The 21,139-nt window shown below is 63.7% G+C and carries 19 protein-coding genes and 1 tRNA gene; 13 read left to right on the top strand and 7 right to left on the bottom strand.

The window, feature by feature from the left end; all coding sequences use genetic code 11:
* Window positions 1–374: 374 nt before the first annotated feature.
* Both MSIL_RS04390 and MSIL_RS04385 read right to left on the bottom strand, forming a co-directional pair.
* A tRNA-Phe gene (locus tag MSIL_RS04390) sits at window positions 375–450 on the bottom strand.
* Window positions 451–549: 99 nt separating this feature from the next.
* Window positions 550–1,476, bottom strand: a complete 927-nt coding sequence (locus tag MSIL_RS04385; RefSeq protein WP_012589891.1) for an alpha/beta fold hydrolase — start codon at window positions 1,474–1,476, stop codon at window positions 550–552.
* A gap of 367 nt (window positions 1,477–1,843) precedes the next feature.
* Here MSIL_RS04385 and MSIL_RS04380 point away from each other — a divergent pair, with 367 nt between their 5' ends.
* Window positions 1,844–2,239, top strand: coding sequence for a response regulator (locus MSIL_RS04380; protein WP_012589890.1), 396 nt, complete (start codon window positions 1,844–1,846; stop codon window positions 2,237–2,239).
* A gap of 19 nt (window positions 2,240–2,258) precedes the next feature.
* Here MSIL_RS04380 and MSIL_RS04375 read toward each other — a convergent pair whose 3' ends face one another.
* Window positions 2,259–4,502: a lytic transglycosylase domain-containing protein gene (locus MSIL_RS04375; RefSeq protein WP_012589889.1), complete on the bottom strand. Its 2,244-nt coding sequence runs from the start codon at window positions 4,500–4,502 to the stop codon at window positions 2,259–2,261.
* Between the two features lie 208 nt (window positions 4,503–4,710).
* Here MSIL_RS04375 and dapA point away from each other — a divergent pair, with 208 nt between their 5' ends.
* The 4 genes from dapA (at window position 4,711) to ribB (ending at window position 8,625) form a co-directional block, all read left to right on the top strand.
* A complete protein-coding gene (gene dapA / locus MSIL_RS04370; RefSeq protein WP_012589888.1) occupies window positions 4,711–5,607 on the top strand; it encodes a 4-hydroxy-tetrahydrodipicolinate synthase in 897 nt (298 codons plus the stop codon).
* 19 nt (window positions 5,608–5,626) lie between these two features.
* Window positions 5,627–6,103 (top strand): SsrA-binding protein SmpB, encoded by a 477-nt coding sequence (gene smpB / locus MSIL_RS04365; RefSeq protein ID WP_012589887.1) that lies wholly within the window; start codon window positions 5,627–5,629, stop codon window positions 6,101–6,103.
* Between the two features lie 45 nt (window positions 6,104–6,148).
* Window positions 6,149–7,264, top strand: coding sequence for a chorismate synthase (gene aroC / locus MSIL_RS04360; protein ID WP_012589886.1), 1,116 nt, complete (start codon window positions 6,149–6,151; stop codon window positions 7,262–7,264).
* Between the two features lie 71 nt (window positions 7,265–7,335).
* Window positions 7,336–8,625, top strand: a complete 1,290-nt coding sequence (gene ribB, locus MSIL_RS04355) for a 3,4-dihydroxy-2-butanone-4-phosphate synthase (protein WP_012589885.1) — start codon at window positions 7,336–7,338, stop codon at window positions 8,623–8,625.
* 1 nt (window position 8,626) lies between these two features.
* Here ribB and MSIL_RS04350 read toward each other — a convergent pair whose 3' ends face one another.
* From MSIL_RS04350 to MSIL_RS04340, 3 genes are all read right to left on the bottom strand, one after another.
* On the bottom strand, window positions 8,627–9,556 hold the full coding sequence (locus tag MSIL_RS04350; protein ID WP_012589884.1) for a histone deacetylase family protein: 930 nt from the start codon (window positions 9,554–9,556) through the stop codon (window positions 8,627–8,629).
* 121 nt (window positions 9,557–9,677) lie between these two features.
* Complete coding sequence (locus tag MSIL_RS04345; RefSeq protein WP_012589883.1) at window positions 9,678–10,580, bottom strand: metallophosphoesterase; 903 nt, start codon at window positions 10,578–10,580, stop codon at window positions 9,678–9,680.
* Between the two features lie 112 nt (window positions 10,581–10,692).
* Window positions 10,693–10,884 (bottom strand): hypothetical protein, encoded by a 192-nt coding sequence (locus MSIL_RS04340; protein ID WP_012589882.1) that lies wholly within the window; start codon window positions 10,882–10,884, stop codon window positions 10,693–10,695.
* Between the two features lie 753 nt (window positions 10,885–11,637).
* On the opposite strand from MSIL_RS04340, the gene MSIL_RS04335 reads away from it, so the two are divergent.
* The 8 genes from MSIL_RS04335 to phoB all read left to right on the top strand — a co-directional run bounded on the left by MSIL_RS04335 (window position 11,638) and on the right by phoB (window position 19,521).
* Window positions 11,638–12,657 carry a lysylphosphatidylglycerol synthase domain-containing protein gene (locus MSIL_RS04335; RefSeq protein ID WP_012589881.1) on the top strand — a complete coding sequence of 340 codons (1,020 nt, stop codon included), beginning with the start codon at window positions 11,638–11,640 and terminating at the stop codon, window positions 12,655–12,657.
* 170 nt (window positions 12,658–12,827) lie between these two features.
* Window positions 12,828–13,919, top strand: coding sequence for an ATP-binding protein (locus tag MSIL_RS04330; RefSeq protein WP_012589880.1), 1,092 nt, complete (start codon window positions 12,828–12,830; stop codon window positions 13,917–13,919).
* 237 nt (window positions 13,920–14,156) lie between these two features.
* Window positions 14,157–15,200 (top strand): phosphate ABC transporter substrate-binding protein PstS, encoded by a 1,044-nt coding sequence (gene pstS, locus MSIL_RS04325; RefSeq protein ID WP_012589879.1) that lies wholly within the window; start codon window positions 14,157–14,159, stop codon window positions 15,198–15,200.
* Window positions 15,201–15,310: 110 nt separating this feature from the next.
* On the top strand, window positions 15,311–16,300 hold the full coding sequence (gene pstC / locus MSIL_RS04320) for a phosphate ABC transporter permease subunit PstC (RefSeq protein WP_012589878.1): 990 nt from the start codon (window positions 15,311–15,313) through the stop codon (window positions 16,298–16,300).
* Between the two features lie 3 nt (window positions 16,301–16,303).
* On the top strand, window positions 16,304–17,143 hold the full coding sequence (gene pstA, locus MSIL_RS04315) for a phosphate ABC transporter permease PstA (protein WP_012589877.1): 840 nt from the start codon (window positions 16,304–16,306) through the stop codon (window positions 17,141–17,143).
* Window positions 17,140–17,922, top strand: a complete 783-nt coding sequence (pstB, locus tag MSIL_RS04310) for a phosphate ABC transporter ATP-binding protein PstB (RefSeq protein WP_012589876.1) — start codon at window positions 17,140–17,142, stop codon at window positions 17,920–17,922. The genes pstA and pstB overlap by 4 nt, the downstream gene beginning before the upstream one ends.
* Window positions 17,923–18,008: 86 nt before the next feature.
* Window positions 18,009–18,719: a phosphate signaling complex protein PhoU gene (gene phoU / locus MSIL_RS04305; RefSeq protein WP_012589875.1), complete on the top strand. Its 711-nt coding sequence runs from the start codon at window positions 18,009–18,011 to the stop codon at window positions 18,717–18,719.
* 4 nt (window positions 18,720–18,723) lie between these two features.
* Window positions 18,724–19,521, top strand: coding sequence for a phosphate regulon transcriptional regulator PhoB (gene phoB / locus MSIL_RS04300; RefSeq protein WP_012589874.1), 798 nt, complete (start codon window positions 18,724–18,726; stop codon window positions 19,519–19,521).
* A 138-nt stretch (window positions 19,522–19,659) separates the two neighbouring features.
* Here the strand turns inward: phoB and MSIL_RS04295 are convergent, their stop codons facing one another.
* Window positions 19,660–20,322: a GcrA family cell cycle regulator gene (locus tag MSIL_RS04295; protein WP_012589873.1), complete on the bottom strand. Its 663-nt coding sequence runs from the start codon at window positions 20,320–20,322 to the stop codon at window positions 19,660–19,662.
* Window positions 20,323–21,139 lie beyond the last annotated feature (817 nt).

Below are 21,139 nucleotides of genomic sequence, written 5' to 3'. Positions count from 1 at the left end.
AAATAGGACCACCTTTGATTTGCGAGATGCAGTTCCACTCTGGCCCGAAGCCAAAGTTAGAGGGCGGCGCCGACTTATCGGGGCGCAGCGTTGGCAAGCCGGTATGATAATAGAATGCGACGCCAAGCAAGATGCCCGCGATAAACCCAATGAGGGGGAAGTATCTGGCGCCGCGCCTCAGCATGGACCGTTCGGCTTGCGCCGCCTCATCTTCGCGCTGGCTGCTTTGGCCGGCGCGCAGACCCCGCCGGATCGGCTGGAGCCTGCGGGCGACACTGAACGCATTTTCTCGCGACCAACGAAAATCGTCGCTCGTTGTCCTAAACGTTGTCGAAACGGAGTGGCCGTAAGTACTAGTCAAATGCTTGATTTAATGGTGCCCAGGGGCGGAATCGAACCACCGACACTGCGATTTTCAGTCGCATGCTCTACCAACTGAGCTACCTGGGCGCCGCGGCGGCGCGCCTGCCGCGAGAGGCGTCTTATAGAGGAGCTTTCCCGCGCTTGTCCAGCTGTCGCGCGAGCCAATTTTCGCCGGCCCTCCCGGCTTCAGCCAAGCTCGTCGACGCTAGCGACGAAGGCGGCGATCCTTCCGATCGAGACTTGGTCCAGAAGCAGCGCCGGATGGCCCTGGCCCGCGGCGGTATAGGTCTGCGCGTAGGGGCGGCGCCGGACCATCTCCGCCAGCGTCTCCTCCGACAGAAGATCGGAGGTTTCGCCGCGCACAATCATCAGTGGCGCTTGCCGCAGCGCATCGAAAGCGTCCCACAGCGGCGGCGGCGGATTGTCCGGGTCGAGATCGTCGATCGCATTGGCGAGCTGGGGATCGTAGCGGCGGCAAAAACACCCGTTCTCATCCGTGAACGTGATTTTCGCATAGGCCGCCCACTCGTCGTCCGAAAGGGTGAAATGTGCGCTCATGGTTCGCTTCAGCGCGGCCACGGCTTCAGTCAGCGACTGCGGCGGCGGCACTTTGCCGATATAGCCGCGAATACGGGCGAGGCCGGCGCGATCGAGAACGGGGCCGATGTCGTTGAGAACGATCCCCGCGGCCAGGGACGGATGCGCCGTGGCGAGCATCAGGGCGTGCAGTCCGCCGCGCGAGGTTCCGATGAAGACGGCGCGCTCGACGCCCGAGACGGACAAGGCGGTGAATATGTCGTTATGCTCAATGGCAAAGCTGTAATGCCTATAATCCGGATCATAATCCGACCGGCCGCGCCCGCGATAGTCGAGCGCAAGCACGCGCCGCCGGCGCCCGCCGGCGAGTCCCTCCGTCAGGGCGCTCGCAAGCGGTCCGAAATCGGCGGAATTGCGCGACAGGCCCGAAAGGCACATGACGGGCAGGCCGGGATCCTGCGCCGATCCGTAATCGCGCAGAAAGAGCTTCAAACCGTCGTCGCTCGCAAAGAAGCGTTCGTGGAAGGGAACGGAAAGCGGCGCGGCGGGGGAGGGCGATAGATCGGGCGACGCCATGCGTTCCTCGCTAGATCACGACGATCTTGGATTGAATCCATCCAAAATTCGGACGCGTGATTCCCAATATCTAGAGCATGATCCCGGTCCGAAAGTCTGCAACTTTCCGGCGTCATGCCAGAGCGGCTTCACAATTATCGGTCGGTGAAACGCTCTATCCCTTTGTTACACGGCATTTTCTTATCGCACAGTCGGCAAGTTTGGCGAAAAAAATCGCGTCGCAGCCGCAAGCTTCACGCCTCCGACGCCATAGCGCGGCGACCGGGAATGGCCTTGCGCCGGGCGGGCGCGCCGGCCTCTGGTAATCAGGCCTTTACCTAAAATCTAGTGCTTTGGAACCAGTGGATTGTCGCGGTGTTGGGCGCATATGCAACAGCGTCGCCAGCCCCAGCCCGTCGTTCTCGTCGTCGAAGACGAGCCCTTTATCCGCATGTTGGGTGCGGATGTGCTTGAGGATGCGGGATTTGCCGTGATCGAAGCCGCCAATGCCGACGAGGCTTTGCGCGTCCTGGCGCTGCGCTCCGACGTCGCGGCCGTTTTTACCGACGTCGAGATGCCGGGTTCGATTGACGGCGTCGCGCTCGCCTCGCGCATCCATGATCGCTGGCCGAGGATCGGAGTCGTGCTGACGTCGGGGCGGCGCGTTTTCGGGCCGGACGCGCTGCCGAAGACGGATCGTTTCGTGCCAAAACCCTATGCGCCGGCGCTTTTGCTGGTCGAGATCGAGGCTGTGATCGCGCGCGCCGAGGGCAGGGACCAATAGCAATCATCAAAGCCCGCCGTCAGGGTGTCGCGTCGGCTTTCTGCACGGGAGCCGAGGCGGCGAAGCGGGCGCGGTAGACTGTCGCATTTTCGAGAACGCGCTGCACGTAGTTGCGGGTTTCCGTGAAAGGAATGCGCTCGACCCAGTCGATCGGATCGACGCCCGGTTTGCGCGGATCGCCATAGGCGTCGAGCCATTGCTTGACCCGGCCGCCGCCAGCGTTATAGGCGGCGAAGGTCAGAATATACGAGCCGCGGCTTGCGGCCAGAAGGTCCCCAAGGTGCGCCGCGCCCAGCTGCGCGTTGAAGGCCGCGTCCGCCGTGAGGCGCGCCTCGTCGAAGGCGACGCCGGCGCGCTGGGCTGTCGTGCGGGCTGTCGCCGCGATCATCTGCATCAGGCCCTTTGCGCCCGCGGTCGAGACGGCGGTCGTATTGAAGGCGCTCTCCTGCCGCGCGATCGAATAGACGATCGAGGGGTCGGCCGAATTGCGCAGCGGCTGATAGGCGGGCACGCCATAGGCCGGAAAAGCGAGGTCGTCGAGCGCGACGCCGCGCTGGCTCGCGGTCTTGCCGACGGTCAGCGAAATATTGGCGTCGCGCTGGCGCGCGACGACGGTTGCGAGCGCCGCCACCTGAGCGGGATCTTCGAGATTGCGCGCGGCCTCGACCGCAAGCGGGTTGGCGAGGCTCTTTTCGCCGATGGCGTAAAGCAGCTCCAGAACCTTGACCGATTCATTGCGCGCCTCGCCCCGGACTTCCTGTTCCGGCATGCGAATGAGGGCCGGCTTCAGGCCGAGCTTGTCGCGTGCGAGCTGACCGTAATAGCTCGCGGAATGGGCGGCCGCGCGCTGATAGAAGGCCTCGGCCGTTGCGGCTGCGTCCGGCGCGCTGGACGCCTCGGCGGCGCGGGCGCGCCAATAGGCGGCGCGCGCCTGCGACATCGGGGTCTGCGCCAAACCTATCAGCGTGTCGAAATGCGCGGCGGCGCGGACCGGGTCGTTTAAAAAGCGCAAAGCGATCCAGCCGGCGTGAAACTCGGCTTCGATCTGCATCTCGCGCGAGGCGGCCGCATGTTCGTCGCAGATCTTATAGGCGGTGCTGGCGTCGCCCTGATCGAGCAGCTTGCGCGCGAGCAGGCGCCGCTCCACCCACCATTCGTCGCCATCGACAATCACGGCGGGATCGCGCGGCGCAGCCATCATGATGGCGGCCGCCTCCGCGATCTTGTCGGCGCGGCGCAGCTTCTGGATCATCGCGAATTTATAGCCGGCGTCGACGCGCAGCGGCGCCGGGACGGCGGCGAGCGCCTTGTCGCTGGGAGCCTCGGCGATGACCGCTGCGCGCGCCTTGGCGAGCGCGACGACGTCGGGGCCCGCGAGCGCGGCGGCGCGCATGGCGTTGGCGACCTGCTCCTTATAGAGAAAACGGTCGGCGCGATATTTATGGTCGGACTTGTCGAGAAAGGCGCCAAAATCGGCCTTCGTGCGGGATTCGAGCGTCGAATTGAGGTCGGAGTTGCGCCAGACGGTTTTGACCAGCGCCGCGGCCTCTTTGGTCTTGCCGTCGTCCTTCAGGACGCGCGCGAGGGCGAGCTTGCCCGCCGCCGTCTGTGGCGTGACATTGGTAAAATAGGATTTGATCAGGCTTGCGCCCTTGCGGTCGCCGAACAGCGCCTCCTCGCTGCGACGGCGCAGCCAGTCCTGCGCCGGCCAGGTCGGATGCGCCGCCATGAAGGCCTGAAGGCGCTCGAAGCCGGATTCGCGCGGAAAGGTCCGCAGCGCGACCCATTCGATTGCGGCCTTGACGATGGGGTCCTTGGCCGTCTTGCCGGCGGCGTCGCCGGCGGCAAGCGCGCCGGCCTTGTAAAACGACAGCGCTTCCTTGAGGCCGGTCAGATCGAGGCCGAGTTCATGGGCGGCGAGAGCGAGATTGGCGGCCGGCGCCTCCGGGGTGGGGGCAAGGCCCGCGCGCAAGGCCGCGTCGTCGTCGGGATCGAGCTCTTCCTCGAGGAAGGGGATCGCCGGAGCGATAAAGCGAGGCTCGGAGGTAGTTAGGGCGCGCATCTGAGCGGTGAGCGCCGCAATATTTTCGGGCAGGCCCTTTTGCTGCAGATAAGCTCCGCTGAGGCCGAGCACGGCCGCGCTGGCGAGGAGGGCGAATTTGGACGGACCGAAGCCGAGGCCCGCAAGAGCCGGGCCGACCGTCTTTCCGCCGCCGGAGCGCGCCGCATAGGACCGCGCCAGCATCTCTCGATCAACTCTCATTGGTGCTCCAGAAGGTCAGTCTGAACCCTTCATCGTTAACAAAAGACAAAATTCCACGTATCGGCTGGCGGCTTTAGTTCAGCGCCGGCCCTTTGCGAAAAAGCGATTGGCGTTTATGTCTCTTGCTGCTTTAAGCCGAACTCACGCTTGCAAACTGAGCCTGCAAATTAAGGCGCCGATCAGGCGGATCGGCGAAGACAGGGAATAAATGACTAAGAATCCGGCTTTTAGAGGCTCCATCACCGCGCTGGTCACCCCCTTCAAGGACGGCAAATTCGATGAAGCGACCTTTCGCGCGCTGATCGACTGGCAGATCGAGAGCGGCACGCATGGCGTGTCGCCGGCGGGAACCACGGGCGAATCGCCGACCTTGTCCCACGCCGAACATCGCGACGTCATCGCCGCCTGCGTCAAAGAGGCGGCCGGGCGCGTTCCGGTCATCGCCGGCGCGGGATCGAACAACACGCGGGAAGCGATCGAACTGTCGCGCTATGCCGAAAGCGTCGGCGCCGACGGGCTGCTGATCGTTGCGCCCTATTACAACAAGCCCTCACAGGAGGGCCTTTATCTGCATTACAAGGCGATCAACGACGCGGTCGGCATTCCGATCATCGTCTATAATATTCCGCCCCGCTCGGTGGTCGACGTCAGCGTCGATACGTTGAAGCGACTCTACGAATTGCCGAATATCGTCGGGGTCAAGGACGCCACCGGAAATCTCGCCCGCACGGCGCAGCAGCGCCAGGCGCTCGGCCCCGATTTCATCCAGTTGTCGGGCGAGGATCTGACCGCCGTGGCGGTCATGGCCCTCGGCGGCCATGGCTGCATTTCGGTGACCTCGAATATCGCGCCAAAGCTCTGCGCCGAGATGCAGGAAGCCTGCCTTTCGGGCGATTTCGCGCGCGCGCTCAAGATCAACGACCGGCTCAGCCCTCTGCATCAGGCGCTATTTCTCGAGCCCAATCCCGCCGGACCGAAATATGCTCTGGCCGCGCTTGGAAAAATCACCGAGGAACTGCGCCAGCCGATGCTGAAAGCGAGCGCGCATATCCACGCGCCCATCCGGGCGGCGCTCGCCCACGCCGGCGTTCTCGTCGATGCGTAAATCATGCGAGGCGCTCTGAGTGGCCCCCAAGAAAGAGAGCCTTTACAAGGTTGCTGCGGAGAACCGTCGGGCGCGCTACAATTATGAGATCGGCGAGACCTTCGAGGCCGGCCTTATGTTGACCGGCACCGAAGTGAAGGCGCTGCGCACCGGCAAGGCGACGATCGCCGAGAGCTATGCCTCGGTGGAGCGTTCCGGCGAGCTTTTTCTCATCAATGCGACGATCCCCGAATATCTCCAGGCGAACCGGTTCAACCATGAGCCGAAGCGTCCGCGCAAGCTGCTCTTGCATGCAAGCGAGATCGTCAAGCTAGCCCAGGGGACCGAGCGCGAAGGCATGACCATCGTGCCGCTCAAAATCTATTTCAACGATCGCGGCCGGGCCAAGATCGAGATCGCCCTTGCCCGCGGCAAGCAGCTGCACGACAAGCGCGAAACCGAGAAGAAACGCGACTGGGACCGCGAAAAGGGCCGGCTCATGCGCGAGAAGGGGTGAGCGTGGGCCAACCGTCCTCAAGCAAAGCGTCGACTGTCACCGCCCATGTCCCACAATAGTTTCGGCCATCTGTTTCGCGTGACGACCTTTGGCGAGAGCCATGGGCCGGCGATCGGCTGCGTCGTCGACGGCTGCCCTCCCGGCCTTCCCCTTGTCGAAGATGACATCCAGATCTTTCTCGACCGGCGGCGGCCGGGCCAGAACCGCTTCATGACGCAGCGGCAGGAGGCGGACAAGGTCAAAATTCTGTCGGGCGTCTTCGAGGACGCGCAAACCGGCGGCCAAGTGACGACCGGAACGCCGATCGCGCTCCTGATCGAGAACACCGATCAGCGTTCCAAGGATTATGAGGCGATCAAGGACGTCTATCGTCCGGGCCACGCGGATTATGTCTATGACGCCAAATATGGCGTCAGGGACTATCGCGGCGGCGGCCGCTCGTCCGCGCGCGAGACGGCGAGCCGCGTCGCCGCCGGCGCGGTGGCGCGCAAGATCATCGCATCGGTCAAGATCCGCGGCGCCCTCGTGCAGATGGGGCCGCATAAAATCGACCGCGCTCATTGGGATTGGGAGGAGGTCGACAAAAACCCCTTCTTCTGCCCCGACGCCGCGGCGGCGCGTTTCTTCGAAACCTATCTCGACGGCGTGCGCAAAGCCGGCTCCTCGATCGGGGCGGTCATCGAGATCGTCGCCGAGAATGCGCCGGCCGGCTGGGGCGCGCCGATCTACGGCAAGCTCGATTCGGAGATCGCCGCGGCGCTGATGTCGATCAACGCAGTCAAGGGCGTCGAGATCGGCGAGGGGTTCGCCGCTGCTGAATTGTCGGGCGAGGACAACGCCGACGAAATGCGCTCCGGCAATGAGGGCAAGCCGATTTTCCTCTCGAACCATGCTGGCGGCGTGCTTGGGGGAATCTCGACCGGCCAGCCGATCGTCGCGCGCTTCGCGGTCAAGCCGACCTCCTCGATTTTGAAGCCGCGCCAGAGCATCGACCGCTTCGGGCGCGAGAGCGAGATCGTCACCAAGGGGCGACACGATCCTTGCGTCGGCATCCGGGCTGTCCCGGTCGGCGAAGCCATGGTCGCCTGCGTCCTCGCCGACCAATTCCTGCGTCATCGCGGCCAGGTCGGGTCTGGTCCGGCTTGGCCGTTTCCGGCCTGACGCGACGCTTGAAAGGGGCGAGCGTTTAGTATAGCTAAACGCTCCTTCTCAAGCGGGAGACGCCGTTTCGCATGAAACTCGGCGACTGGCTTAAGCAGCAAAATGTGAGCAAGGCGGAATTCGCGCGCAGAACGGGCCTGTCCAAAGGCGCGATCTCGCAATTCTGCAATTCCGGAGAAGCCTGGGTGTCACGCGAGACCGCGCAGCAGATTCTCCGCGAAACGCAGGGCGCGGTGACGCCGAATGATTTTCTCGCCATCCGGCAGGTGAAGGAGGTTATGGCCATGGGCCAATCCGTCTCAGCGGCGATCGAGGCCATCGCCCGCGGCGAACTTGTTATCGTCACGGACGACGGCGACCGCGAGAACGAGGGCGACCTCGTCTGCGCCGCCTCGCTCTGCACGCCGGAAAAAATGGCCTTCATCATCCGCCATTGCTGCGGCATCGTCTGCGCGCCGCTGACGGCGTCAGAGGCGAAGCGGCTCAATCTGGCGCCGATGGTGGCGACCAATGACGCCCCGCTGGGGACCGCCTTTACCGTTTCGGTCGATGTGCGCCATGGCTTGACGACCGGCATTTCCGCAGAGCAGCGCAGCAATACGGTGCGCGCGCTCGCCAATGGCAATATGGGGGCGGCGGATTTCGTGCGGCCAGGCCATGTGTTTCCGCTCGTCGCCCGTGAGGGCGGAGTGCTGATGCGCTCCGGCCATACCGAGGCCGCCGTCGATCTCGTTCGCCTTGCCGGCCTGCCGCCGGTCGGCGTCATTTGCGAACTCGCCAATGACGACGGCACGGTCATGGCCGGCCCGCAGATCGCAGCTTTCGCCAGCGCGCATCAGCTAAAGCAGATCTCGGTCGCCGATCTCATCGCCTATCGCCAGGCGCGCGAAAAGCTCGTGGAGCGGGTCGGCTCTTTCCATGTCGAGGGGCCGAGCGGCCCCTTGACCGGATACGCCTACCGCACGCCCTTCGATCAGGTGCAGCATTTCGCCTTCGTTCAGGGCGAGATCGGCGATGGACGCGATATGCCGACGCGGCTGCACCGAGTCGACATCATCGCCGATGTGATCACCGGCGGAGACAGCATCAAGAAGACCTTCGCCTGCTTCAAGAAGCTTGGACGCGGGGTGTTCGTCTATTTGCGCGACGGCGCGGCGGGCGTTCCAGCGATCATCGCCGGGGACGCGGCCGTCGATTCGGAGTCGCTGCGCACCAACGCCTGGCGCGAGGTCGGCCTCGGCGCGCAGATCCTGCGCGATCTTGGCGTTTCCTCGATCAGGCTGCGCACCTCGCGCCCGATGACCTATGTCGGCCTCTCGGGCTTTGGCGTCGAGATCGTGTCGAGCGAAGGGCTTGAATAGATCAGCCGCCCATCAGCGTCTGCACATGGGCCGATGAACACCGCGACAGCGCGATGAGGTCGTAGCCGCCTTCGAGGATCGACACCAGCGCGCCCTTGGCGCGGCGCTCGGCGATCTCCATGAGCTGCGTCGTGATCCAGGTGAAGTCGGCGACCTCAAGGTGCAGGCCGCCGATCGGATCGAAGCGGTGCGCGTCGAAACCCGCCGAGACCACTATGAGATCCGGGCAGAACGCGTCGACGCGCGGCAGAATCTTTTGCGTCATCGCCTCGCGAAACATTCGACTGCCGGCGTTCTCGGGCAAGGGCGCGTTGACGATGGTGCCATGCTCGCCGCATTCGTCGGCTGCGCCGGTAAAAGGATAGAGCGGCATCTGATGCGTTGAGGCGTAGAGCACGCTCGGATCCGACCAGAAGATCTGCTGCGTGCCATTGCCATGATGCACGTCGAAATCGACGATGGCGACGCGCTCGGCTCCATGCGCGCTTTGCCCGCGCCGCGCCGCGATCGCCGCCAGATTGAAGAAGCAGAATCCCATCGCGCGGGCCGTCTCGGCGTGGTGCCCGGGCGGCCGCATCGCCACAAAGGCGTTTTTGCTGCGCCGCCGCATCACATCGTCGACCGCCGCGACGGCGCCGCCGACCGAATGCGACAGCGCTTCCCAGGTGCCGGGGCTCATCACCACATCGTCGGCGAGGTCGAAAAATCCTTCCGCAGGCGCCGCGGCCCGGATGCTTTCGACATAGGATTCGGGGTGTACGTGCAGGAGAGCGTCATAGTCGAGTTCGGGCGCGCATTCGCGATGCAGCAGATAAAAAATTTCGCTTTCAAAGGTTCGTTCGATGACCCTGACGCGATCGGCGCGCTCGGGAAAGGCCGGCCCGGTGTCGTGGTCGAGGCAGCAGGGATGGCTGACAAAAAGCGTCGACACAGGGCGGCTCGCTATGTTTTTGGTTGCGCTGCACAAATTGCGCGCAGCGAAGGTCAAAACTCCCCATATTGCCAACGACAAACGGTGTCTATGAAAACTTGTAAAAAGCCGCTGATCCAGCTCAGGAGCCGGCGCCGAGCGGGGCCGAGCCGACTGTAATCTCGACCAGTTCGGGCGGTCGCATGAACCGGATCGGCGCATGCGAGGTGCCAAGGCCCGCGGAGATGATCAGATGGCGCTGGTCTTCGATGATATGGCCGTAGACCAGATCCTTGAACACGCGCGATACGCGATCCTGCACAAAGGGGATATTGACCTGACCGCCATGGGTGTGCCCGCTCAGCGTCAACGCCACTCGGCGCGGCATTCGCTTGAAGACGAAGGGTTCATGCGCCAGCATGATCGCCGGCGCGCCGTCGGTAATTTTGGCCAGCGCGCCAGGCAGATCGTCGACGCCGCCCACGCGTCCAGCCGGTCCCGCCACCTGGTCGCCGAGCCCAGCGACCCAAAAGGGATGGCCGTCCTTGACGAGCCGCACCGCGTCGTTTTCGAGCACTTTGATATGGGCGGCGGCAAGCGCGTTGCGCACGCCCGCCGCATCATCGGCCGGCATGTTCGGAAGCGGCCCGTGCATCCAGTCATGATTGCCAAGCACGGCATAGGCGCCGAGCGGCGCCTTCAAGACCGATAGCGCCTCGCCCCATTGGTCCGGCATGACCGGCCCGGTCACGAAATTGTGGCCGCCGCTATAATCTCCGAGCAGGAAGACGATGTCTGGCTGCAGCGCATTGGCGAGTTCGGCGATCGAGCGGATCCGCGCCGCAGGCATGAAAGGCTCACAGGCGTGAATGTCGGCAATGACCACAGCGCGCAGCTGCAAATCGGCCGGCCAGCCGGGAGGATCGACGTGATAGGGCGTCACCTGCAGACGAAACCCCGGCTCGAACGCGAAAGCGTAGGAGCCCAATGCCGAAGTCGCCCAAGCGGCGCCGCCGGCGGTCTGCAAGAATAGCCGACGGCTCATGCAAGTCATCCGTCGACCCTACCGTAAACCGCGCCAGGAGCCAAATTTGGAGCCAGAGGCCGGATACGGCGCATAGGGCGGCCGGCAGCCGATGATCGAGACAGCGCCTCGGTCAGGCGGCTTTCTCATCCCGGATCACTGCCGGATTTTGCGCAGCGTCCGCCGGTTTGGCCTTGACGCGCTTGTTTGATTCAAGCGCCGCGGCGACCGCGGAAATGCCGATTTCGCGGTAAAGCCTTGACAAAAGGTCGCGCGCCGGACCCTGGGACGCTTGCGAGGCGTGAGACTTTTCTTGCTGGATCATCAATTTAACTCGCTTGATTTGAGGCGGAGTTCCGCGATGCTGACGAAAATCTCAAGGCCTGAAGTTGAATGCGCGCCGCCTGGCCGGGCGGCTTCGTCTCAGGTCTCAACCCTTGTTAGCGAACACGTTTTCCGCCAGCCGCGCTGTGCGAATTGTTTCATCTGAGCGCCGGACAGCTTCATTTCTGGGTCGAAATTCGCTTTACAAGGTCAAAACCAGTCACAAACACTTGAGTTTACGTGGAAAATCTTCTTTTCGTGAGCGGACGTCGGAGTTTCGTTTTCGGCTGTCGCGAGCGTAAATTTGCTCCGGGCAGCGGCCAACCTCTCAAAGCTAGGCGCGGAAGACTTGAGCGAAGGTTAACGAAGCACGGCTTGGGTCGTCCCAAAAACGAGCCGGTCCGGGTTGACTGCGGCGGACGGGCTTGCGATGAGCGGATTTTCGGAGGGGGCATTCGCCAAATGTTTGCATTTTCACGAAAAGATCACGTTGTGAACGAATTTTGTCGCAAGATTTGTTTCGACGCGACGCGCAATCGCCGCGTTCATGGTCCATCCGTCGCCACGCTCGAACCGGCGCGACGAGCGCTTTCACCCATGGGCGAGCGCCTCATGATGGGTTCTTCAGGATTTCTTGAGCGGCCACAGGGATCGGGTTTTGGATCAGGCACTTTTGGATAGGGCGGCGCGTTCGCAGTCCCGCGCCCGCGCCGTTGCTCTAGCGGCCGAGGCGGCTCCCGGAGATGAGGCGCCCTTGCAGAAATCGCCCATCGCCCTCGCGCGCGAAGCCATCCATCGGCGGCGTTCGATCGGCAAGAAAATCGCCGCGGGCTTCAGCGTCCTCATCGCGATCTTCTCGATCTATGTCCTCGTGCGGACCTTGTCGGCCGTCAATCTTGGCGATCTACGCCAGGCGATCGCGGCGACGGGCAATGATCAGATCGCCATGGCGATGGCGCTGACGGGGCTGTCCTTCCTGACGCTCACCGGCTACGACGCTTTGGCGCTGCGCCAGATCCGCGCGAGAATCGGCTATGCGACGACCGCGCTCGCCTCCTTCACGAGCTACGCAATCTCCTTCGTGCTCGGCTTTCCGCTGATCACCGCCGGCACGGTGCGCTACTGGATCTATTCGCAGGTGGGGCTGTCGGCGAGCAAGGTCGCGAGCCTTACCCTGATCGCCGGCGTCACCTTCTGGTTCGGCATGATCTTCGTGCTCGCGGTGGGTTTGACGCTGCGCGCGGAGGCGGTCAGCGGCATCAATCATTTGACGCCCGCCTTCAACTTGCTGATCGGCGCCGGTCTCTTTGCCGGCCTGCTGTTTTATCTGGTCTGGGTCTCGCTGCGCCGGCGCAAGGTGCGCATCCAGGGCTTTCGTCTGCAATTGCCGGGTTTCAGCCTGTCGGTCGGCCAGATCGTGCTTGGCGTGATCGATCAATGCGCCGCTGCGGGAGTCCTCTATGTGCTGCTGCCGCAGGAGAGCCACATCGATTTCATCGCCTTCGCGGCGACTTATGTCTTCGCCGCCATTCTCGGCGTCGCCAGCAATGCGCCGGGCGGGATTGGGGTTTTCGAGGCGACGATGCTGAAGGCCGTGCCTGGAGTGGCGCAGGAGCAGATGCTCGCCTCTCTACTGCTGTTTCGCGCCATCTATTATCTTGGCCCCTTTATTCTAGCGCTGGCTATGCTTGGGGCGCATGAGGCGTTCCGGCGCTGGAAAAGCCTGCGCGAGGCGATGGATCGCTCGCAGCGCCAGCTCGACGATCTCGAATGAATTTCGTCGCTTATTGAAGATGTCGCAAAACTGAAGCATGATTTTGCTTCGCTGTTCAGATCGCCTTTATGGCCGGAGCTGGCGGAACAGGAGAGTCCGACGATGACGAGTCCGAGACGCGCCATCCGCCGGCAGGCTCCTTACAAGACCCCGCACGAGGCCCCGCGAAAATGAGGTCGAGCGCGCAGACGGTCGACATGCCGGCGCGCGATCGCGCCATGGTGGCTGGGCTGATTGATGCGCTGCCGGAAGCAGCGATCGTCATCGACCAGAACGATCGCGTCATCGCCGTCAATGCGCCGGCGCGCGCCCTGTTTCCGGCGCTGCGCCGCGACCTTTTATTGGCGCGCGGATTACGCGCGCCCGATGTATTCGATTGCCTGGCGCGGGCGCGCGCCTCCGGCGATCAGGAGCGCGCGACCTGGCTCGAACGCGTCCCGGTCGAGCGCTTTCTCGAACTGCATGTCGCCGCCTGGGTTTGGCCGTCCGGCGCGCAATCGATGCTCCTCAGCCTGCGCGATCTGTCCGAATCGCGCCGCGTCGAACGGATGCGGGTCGATTTCGTCGCCAACGCCAGCCATGAACTGCGCACGCCGCTCGCCTCCTTGCTCGGTTTTGTCGAGACGTTGCAGGGACCGGCGCGGGACGATTCCGCGGCGCGCGGGAAATTTTTGAAGATCATGGGCGAGCAGGCGCGGCGCATGACCCGCCTTGTCGACGATCTTCTATCGCTGTCGCGGATCGAGCAGCATCTTCATCTTCTGCCGCAAAGCCCGGTCGATATGGCGGCGATCGTACGCCACATTGCCGACACGCTGACGCCGCTGGCGCAGGATTCAGAGGTCGAGTTCATCGTCGAAACCGCCGGCGTCATCGTGCCGGGCGACCGCGACGAATTGCTGCGGGTCGTCGAAAATCTGGTCGAGAACGCCATCAAATATGGCGCGAGCGAAGCTCCGGACGGCCTGCGCAGGGTCGAGATCGCGCTGGTCGCGCAGGAGCGCCAATGCGTGCTCAGCGTGCGCGATTTTGGCGCCGGCATCGCGCCCGAGCATCTGCCGCGGCTGACGGAGCGCTTCTATCGCGTCGACGCCGGCGCAAGCCGGGCCAAAGGCGGCACGGGGCTCGGCCTCGCCATCGTTAAACATATTGTCGCGCGCCACCGCGGCCGCCTCGCCATCGATTCGCAGCCGGGGCAGGGGACGACCTGCACCGTCACCCTGCCGCTGCAGCCGCCGGCGACCCGCAGCAGGGCGGGATGAACAGCGCCGCATCCTATTCGCGCCTTCACGGGGCCCGACGCGATGGGCAGTGTCATCAATCTGTCATGCAGGCTTCATAAATAACAAGCCTCGGCGATCTAGAGAGCGTAGGCCGGGGAAAAGCTAATCCTGCGGCTCACGCGGCGGCGCTCGATCAAGCGATTGCTCCTGAAAGCCCGGCGCAGGCGCGCGGGCCGGCGAGCCCGCGCATCACCGTCTATTCGAAAGAGGCGTTTCATGAATTTTCCGTTCCTGCGATCAGCGATCGTGGCGGCCGTCGTCGGTCTTGCCGTCGCTCCCGTCGCGGCGGCCGATATCACCGGCGCCGGCGCGACCTTCCCCTATCCGATCTACGCCAAATGGGCCGCAGCCTATAAGACGGAGACCGGCAACGGCCTGAACTATCAGTCGATCGGCTCAGGCGGCGGCATCAAGCAGATCAAGGCGAACACGGTCACCTTCGGCGCCACCGACGCGCCTTTGAAGGCCGACGAACTTTCGACCGACGGCCTTGCGCAATGGCCGATGGTCATCGGCGGCATTGTTCCCGTCATCAATCTCGAGGGAATCAGCGATAATCAGCTGACGCTCGACGGGCAAACGCTGGCCAACATCTTCCTCGGAACCGTGAAGACCTGGGACGATGCGGCGATCCAGAAGCTCAATCCCGGCGTCAAGCTGCCGGCGACCGCGATCGCCATTGTGCATCGCTCGGACGGCTCCGGCACCACCTTCAACTTCACCAATTATCTGTCCAAGGTTTCGCCGGACTGGAAGGCGAAGGTCGGCGAGGCGACCGCCGTGGAATGGCCCGCGGGCATTGGCGCGAAAGGCAATGAAGGCGTCGCCAACAACGTGATCCAGACCAAGGGCGCGATCGGCTATGTCGAATACGCCTACGCCAAGCAGAACAAGATGGTGACGACGAAGCTCGTCAATCAGGCCGGGACCGCCGTCGCCCCGACCGTGCCGGCCTTCCAGGCCGCCGCCGCCAACGCCGATTGGGCGCATGCGCCGGGCTATTACCAGATCCTGACCGACCAGCCGGGCGCGCAGTCCTGGCCGATCACGGCTGCGACCTTCATACTGATGCACAAGCAGCCAACGGACCCCGTCGCCGCCGGCGAGGCGCTGAAGTTCTTCTCCTGGGCCTTCAACAAGGGAACCAAGGCGGCCGAGGAGCTGGACTATATCCCGCTGCCCGAGCCGCTCATCAAGCTCGTCCGGGCGACCTGGGCCGCGGACATCAAGGGACCCGACGGCAAGGCGCTGATCAACTGATTTAAATGCGCTAAAATTGCTGCGGCGCTTCGGCGCCGCAGCAGACCAAACAGCGCCGCGGCGATCGGCTAAAATGACTAAAGCGCGACTAGGCGATGCGGAGAAAGACATTGGTTGACGTCGCCCTCGAGGACGTTCCCTCCGCCAAGGCGCAGGACAAGCTTCGCGTCCTGAACTGGCTGCGGCTGCAGGACAAATCATTCCATTTCATCACCATGGGCGCGGCGCTGACCGTGCTGCTTATCCTCGGCGGCGTCATCGCCTCCCTGGTCATCGGCTCGATTCCGGCCCTTTCGACCTTTGGCTTCGCTTTCTTCACCACCGAAAAATGGAACCCGGTGACGGAGCAGTTCGGCGCCCTGGCGCCGATCTACGGCACGCTCGTCACCTCCGCGATCGCCATGGTGATCGCCGCCCCGATCGGCATCGGCGTCGCCGTCTTTCTAACCGAGCTTTGCCCCGTTCCGCTGCGGCGGCCGATCGGCGTCGCGATCGAATTGCTCGCCGGCATTCCCTCGATCATCTATGGCATCTGGGGCCTGTTCGTCCTCGCGCCCTTCCTGCAGAAACACGTGCAGCCGGCGCTGATCGAAACATTCGCCAACGTCCCGGTGCTGTCTTCGCTGTTTGCCGGCCCACCCTATGGCATCGGCATTCTCACTGCCGGCTTCATCCTCGCCATCATGGTGCTGCCCTTCGTCGCCTCGATCTCCCGCGACGTGTTCGAGACCGTTCCGCCGGTTTTGAAAGAGGCCGCCTATGGCTGCGGCTGCACCACATGGGAGGTCATCCACGCGATCGTTATTCCCTACGCGCGGGTCGGCGTCATCGGCGGCGTCATGCTCGGCCTTGGCCGCGCGCTCGGCGAGACGATGGCCGTGACTTTCGTCATCGGCAACGCCCACCGCATTTCAGAATCCCTGCTCGCGCCGGGAACGACGATCTCGGCCAGCATCGCCAATGAATTCACCGAAGCCGTGGGCGATCTCTACACGTCCTCGCTGATCGCGCTCGGCCTGATCCTGTTCGTGATCACGTTCATCATCCTCGCGATTGCGCGTTATCTGTTGATGCGGCTCGATCGCCAGGCGGGGATCTGACCCATGTCGCTTTACGCCAGCCGCCGCCGCGCCAATGCGATCGCTCTTGGCCTTTGCTACGCCTCGGCGTTCTTTGGCCTCTCATGGCTTGTCGTGATCCTGATCGACCTCTTCGTCCAGGGGTTCGGCGGGCTCTCTCCAGCGATCTTCACGCAGATGACGCCGCCTCCCGGAGCGTCCGGCGGCCTCCTCAACGCCATCGTCGGCAGCCTGATCATCACCTTTCTTGGCGTTCTGATCGGAACGCCGCTCGGCATGCTCGCCGGCACCTATATGGCCGAATACGGCCGCCATTCGAAGCTGACCTTCGTCGTCCGCTTCATCAACGACATCCTGCTCAGCGCGCCCTCTATCGTTATCGGCCTGTTTGTCTATGAGGCGCTGGTCGCTCGGGCCGGGCATTTTTCGGGCTATGCGGGCGCTTTCGCGCTCGCCGTGATCGTCGTGCCGGTGGTCGTGCGCACGACCGAGGATATGCTGTTGCTCGTGCCGAATACGCTGCGCGAGGCGGCGTCCGCGCTTGGATTTCCGCGCGCGCTCGTGATCGGCAAGGTCGCCTATCGCGCCGCCCGCGCGGGGCTCATCACCGGCGTCCTTCTCGCCATCGCCCGCGTCAGCGGCGAAACGGCGCCCTTGCTGTTCACCGCGCTGAACAATCAGTTCTTCAGCACCGATCTCAACGCGCCGATGGCGAGCCTTCCTGTCGTCATCTTCCAGTTTGCGCTGAGCCCCTACAAGGAATGGCAGCAGCTTGCCTGGGCGGGCGCCCTCATCATCACTCTCGCCGTGCTCGCGCTGTCGATCAGCGCCCGGGCCCTCGGCGCGCAAAGGACCGAGAAATGACGACGACGAACGGCCTCGCCAATTTGCGGCAGAAGGTCTCGATCCGGGATCTCAATTTCTATTATGGCGATAATCTTGCCCTGAAGGGCGTCAGCCTGCCGCTCTACGCCAATCGGGTGACGTCGTTCATCGGCCCGTCGGGCTGCGGCAAATCCACCCTGCTGCGCGTCATGAACAGGATGTATGATCTTTATCCGAAGCAGCGCGCCACCGGCGAAGTTATCCTCGACGGCGAGAACATTCTGAGACCCGGCGTCGACGTCAATCTGCTGCGCGCCCGCGTCGGCATGGTGTTTCAGAAGCCGACGCCGTTTCCGATGTCGATCTATGACAACATCGCGTTTGGCATCAAGCTTTATAAGAAAACAGGCAAATCCGAACTTGACGACAAGGTCGAGGCGGCCCTCACAAGCGCCGCGCTCTGGGGCGAGGTCAAGGACAAGCTGAAAGCGTCCGGACTGTCTCTGTCCGGCGGACAGCAGCAGCGCCTGTGCATCGCCCGGACCGTCGCAATCGAGCCTGAAGTCATTCTGCTCGACGAGCCGTGCTCCGCGCTTGATCCGATCTCGACGGCGAAGATCGAGGAGCTGATCGACGAGCTGAAGGTCAACTACACGATCGTCATCGTCACCCACAACATGCAGCAGGCGGCGCGCGTCTCCGACCACACAGCCTTCATGTATCTCGGCGAATTGATCGAATTCGGCGTGACGACCCACATCTTTACGCAGCCGGACAAGAAACAGACGCAAAACTATATCACTGGCCGGTTCGGCTGATCGTTCGCGTGGTATTTTACCAATTTGTGCTGACGCGAACCGGTCTCCGCTTCGCTGGCAAAGACTAGAGCTTCGAGGCAAATGCAATGGCCGATCATATCGTCAAAGCTTACGACAAGGAACTCGAAGGGCTCGGCCAGAAGATCGCCGAAATGGGCGGCATTGCTGAAAAAATGCTGGCCGACGCCATGGACGCGCTCGGCGATTTCGACGTGCAACTCGCCAATCAGACGATCGCCACCGATCCGCGCCTCGACATGCTCCAGCGCGAGATCGAGGAGCAGGCCATTTTGACGATCGCGCGCCGCCAGCCGCTCGCCGTGGACTTACGCGAAATCATCGCGACGATCCGGATTTCGAACGATCTCGAGCGCGTCGGCGATCTCGCCAAGAACATCGCCAAGCGCGCCATCAAGATCGCCGGCGACGTGCGCATTCCCCGCGCCATCATCGGGCTGAAGTCGATGCAGGAAAGCGCGGCCATCCTGTTGAAGGACGTGCTCGATTCCTACGCCGAGCGCGATATCGCCAGAGCCCGCGAGGTCTGGACCTATGACGCCGACCTCGACTCGCTTGAGGATTCCGTCTTCCGCGACCTCTTGACCTTCATGATGGAGGATCCGCGCAACATCTCCTTCTGCGCGCATCTCCTGTTCTGTTCGAAAAACATCGAGCGCATCGGCGACCATGCGACCAACATCGCCGAAACCGTCGTCTATCTCGTCAGTGGCGAGACCATGCCGACCGACCGGCCGAAGGGCCGCAGCATCCTGTCCGACCCGCCAGCCGTAAAGTGATCCCATGAGCGATATTCACGCCAACGCCGACAGCAAAACCGACGGCCGGCCGGGCGCCGCCCGCGGCCTTTCGCCAACGCCGGCGCCGCGCATCCTTATCGTCGAGGACGAAGCGGCGCTGAGCATGCTGCTCGCCTATAATCTTGAAGCCGAGGGCTTTGTCGTCGATCGCGTCGAGCGCGGCGACGAAGCGGAAATCAGGCTCAGCGAGACCATGCCCGATCTCGTCATTCTCGACTGGATGCTGCCCGGCGTGTCGGGCCTTGAGATCTGCCGCCGCATGCGGGCGCGCGAGGCCACGCGCAGCCTGCCGGTCATCATGCTCACCGCGCGTGGCGAGGAGAGCGAGCGCGTGCGCGGCCTCTCCATCGGCGCCGATGACTATGTGGTGAAGCCCTTTTCCGTGCCGGAGCTGATGGCGCGAGTGCGCTCACTGTTGCGCCGCGCGCGGCCGGACCGCGTCGCCGCCGTGCTTTCGGCGGGAGACCTCGAACTCGACCGGCAGAACTGGCGCGTTCGGCGCACCGGCCGCGACGTGCATCTCGGCCCGACCGAATTCCGTCTGCTGGAGCATCTGATGGAGCGCCCCGGCCGCGTTTTCTCTCGCGCGCAACTGCTGGACAGCGTCTGGGGACTTTCGGCGGAAATCGACGAGCGGACGGTCGACGTCCATGTCGGCCGGCTGCGCAAGGCGCTGACGGCGCCAGGCGAACGCGATCCGATCCGCACGGTGCGCGGCGCGGGCTATTCCTTCGATGAAACTTTTGGGAAAGGGCCGGGGGCTTCAGACCGGACGCCTTGAGGCCGTCCGGCGAGATCCAGCCCGGTCCGGCCGGCTGGCGTCACGGCGGGAAACCCTCCCGGCCCGCCATGCTTTTGCAGCGCTTCACCGCCGGGTGAACTCCTCCGGCGGCAAGGCGACGTCTTGGACTTCGCGCCGTTAAGCCGTTTTCGGCGGGCGCTGCCGGCGGCGATCCTGCTGCGGCTGGTAGGCGATGGCCGAATGACAGCCGCAATAGGGTCCCGCGCCGGGCGACTTGCGCGCGCCGCAAAAGCGGAAATCCGCCTGCGTCGGATCGCCAATCGGCCACCGGCACATTGATTCGCGCAGCTCCATGATCGTGACCGGCTCGATGATCGGCACCACGACATCCGCGCTTGGCGCCCGGAGCGGAGCCTCGAACTGCATCGGCTCCGCCGCCAGCGCCGTATTGCCGCTGATGAGGCCTGGCCCCGCCGAGGACCTCTGAGCGGTCGGTTGCGGCTGCCCTCGCGACATCTGGCTGTGCGCGCTCTGGCTGGCGATTGGGCCGGAGGCGTGATGAGCCGAAGCGATCGGGCTATGGGCGATCGCGCCGGAGGCGTGGCTATGAGACCCGTGGCCGGACGGGCGCGCCGGAGATCGCGGCGAAGGTTTCGCGCTTGCGTGATCCTCTCCCGGCGCGTCGCCCTTGGCGCGGCCGGAGAGACCGAGCCTGTAGACCTTGCCGATCACGGCGTTGCGGGTCAGGCCATTTGCAAGCTCATTGGCGATCTTGCTGGCGCTCATCCCCTGCAGCCACATCTTTTGCAGCAGGTCGATGCGTTCATCGGTCCAGGACATCGAACCCTCCCAGGGTTTGGCGATTGCAGCGCCGCGCCATTGATAGGCTCCGCACGCTGCGCTTGAACATTCCGTTTTCCGGCGTCATTCGATCCGGGACGCCGCTGCGTCCGGACCATGATGCTTCGGGTCGCGACGGTTTTGGATGGCGTCCATCCGAAACCACAAAAATCGATCGGCTCTCGCCGTTAGATCGGGACGCGGGGGCAAACCCATTCCATCTGCTGCAAAACCCGTTCTCATCGAGAAACCCGATGATCGCTCCATGAGAACAGGCTCCAACGTATTGATCCGGCGCCAAATTCCATTCGCCGAAGCCATCCGGCTATTGGGTCCGCAAACGGGCCGGCGCTATGATTTGAACGCACAGCAACCATGGGATCCTTGTGCTCCCGACCCTGGCGCCGCTTCCTCATTCAGCCGCGTGACCATGCGTCTCGCGCCCTTGGACCTTACGGCCGTCATTTCGCGCGGCGCCGAGGCGCCGAACGTTGCGCGCGAGCGCCGGTTTCAGCGCCTCGCATTCAGCGTGACCTGTTCCGCTCGCCAGCCTCGCCCCGGCTGGCGAAACCACGACATGTCGTAGTTCGCAGGGCCAACGCTACACTAGTGGTAGAATCGCATGCAAGCCTCACAGAGGGCGCCGGCAGGTTTTCAACAAGTGCTTGCGGCGCCGGGGCGCAAAGCCCATCTTTTCGCTGGCGAGAGGCGCATACGATCGAAAGCCGGCGTCGGCCCCTCGATAGTTGCGCCCACAACAGCTTATGCCGGCTGGCCGCCCCTGCGTATGGCGCAGCTCCACGCCTCTGAGGCTAGC

This window comes from Methylocella silvestris BL2 (assembly GCF_000021745.1).
In the GTDB taxonomy this organism is placed as follows: Bacteria; Pseudomonadota; Alphaproteobacteria; order Rhizobiales; family Beijerinckiaceae; genus Methylocapsa; species Methylocapsa silvestris.
This window is presented reverse-complemented; position numbering and strand designations above follow the sequence as displayed.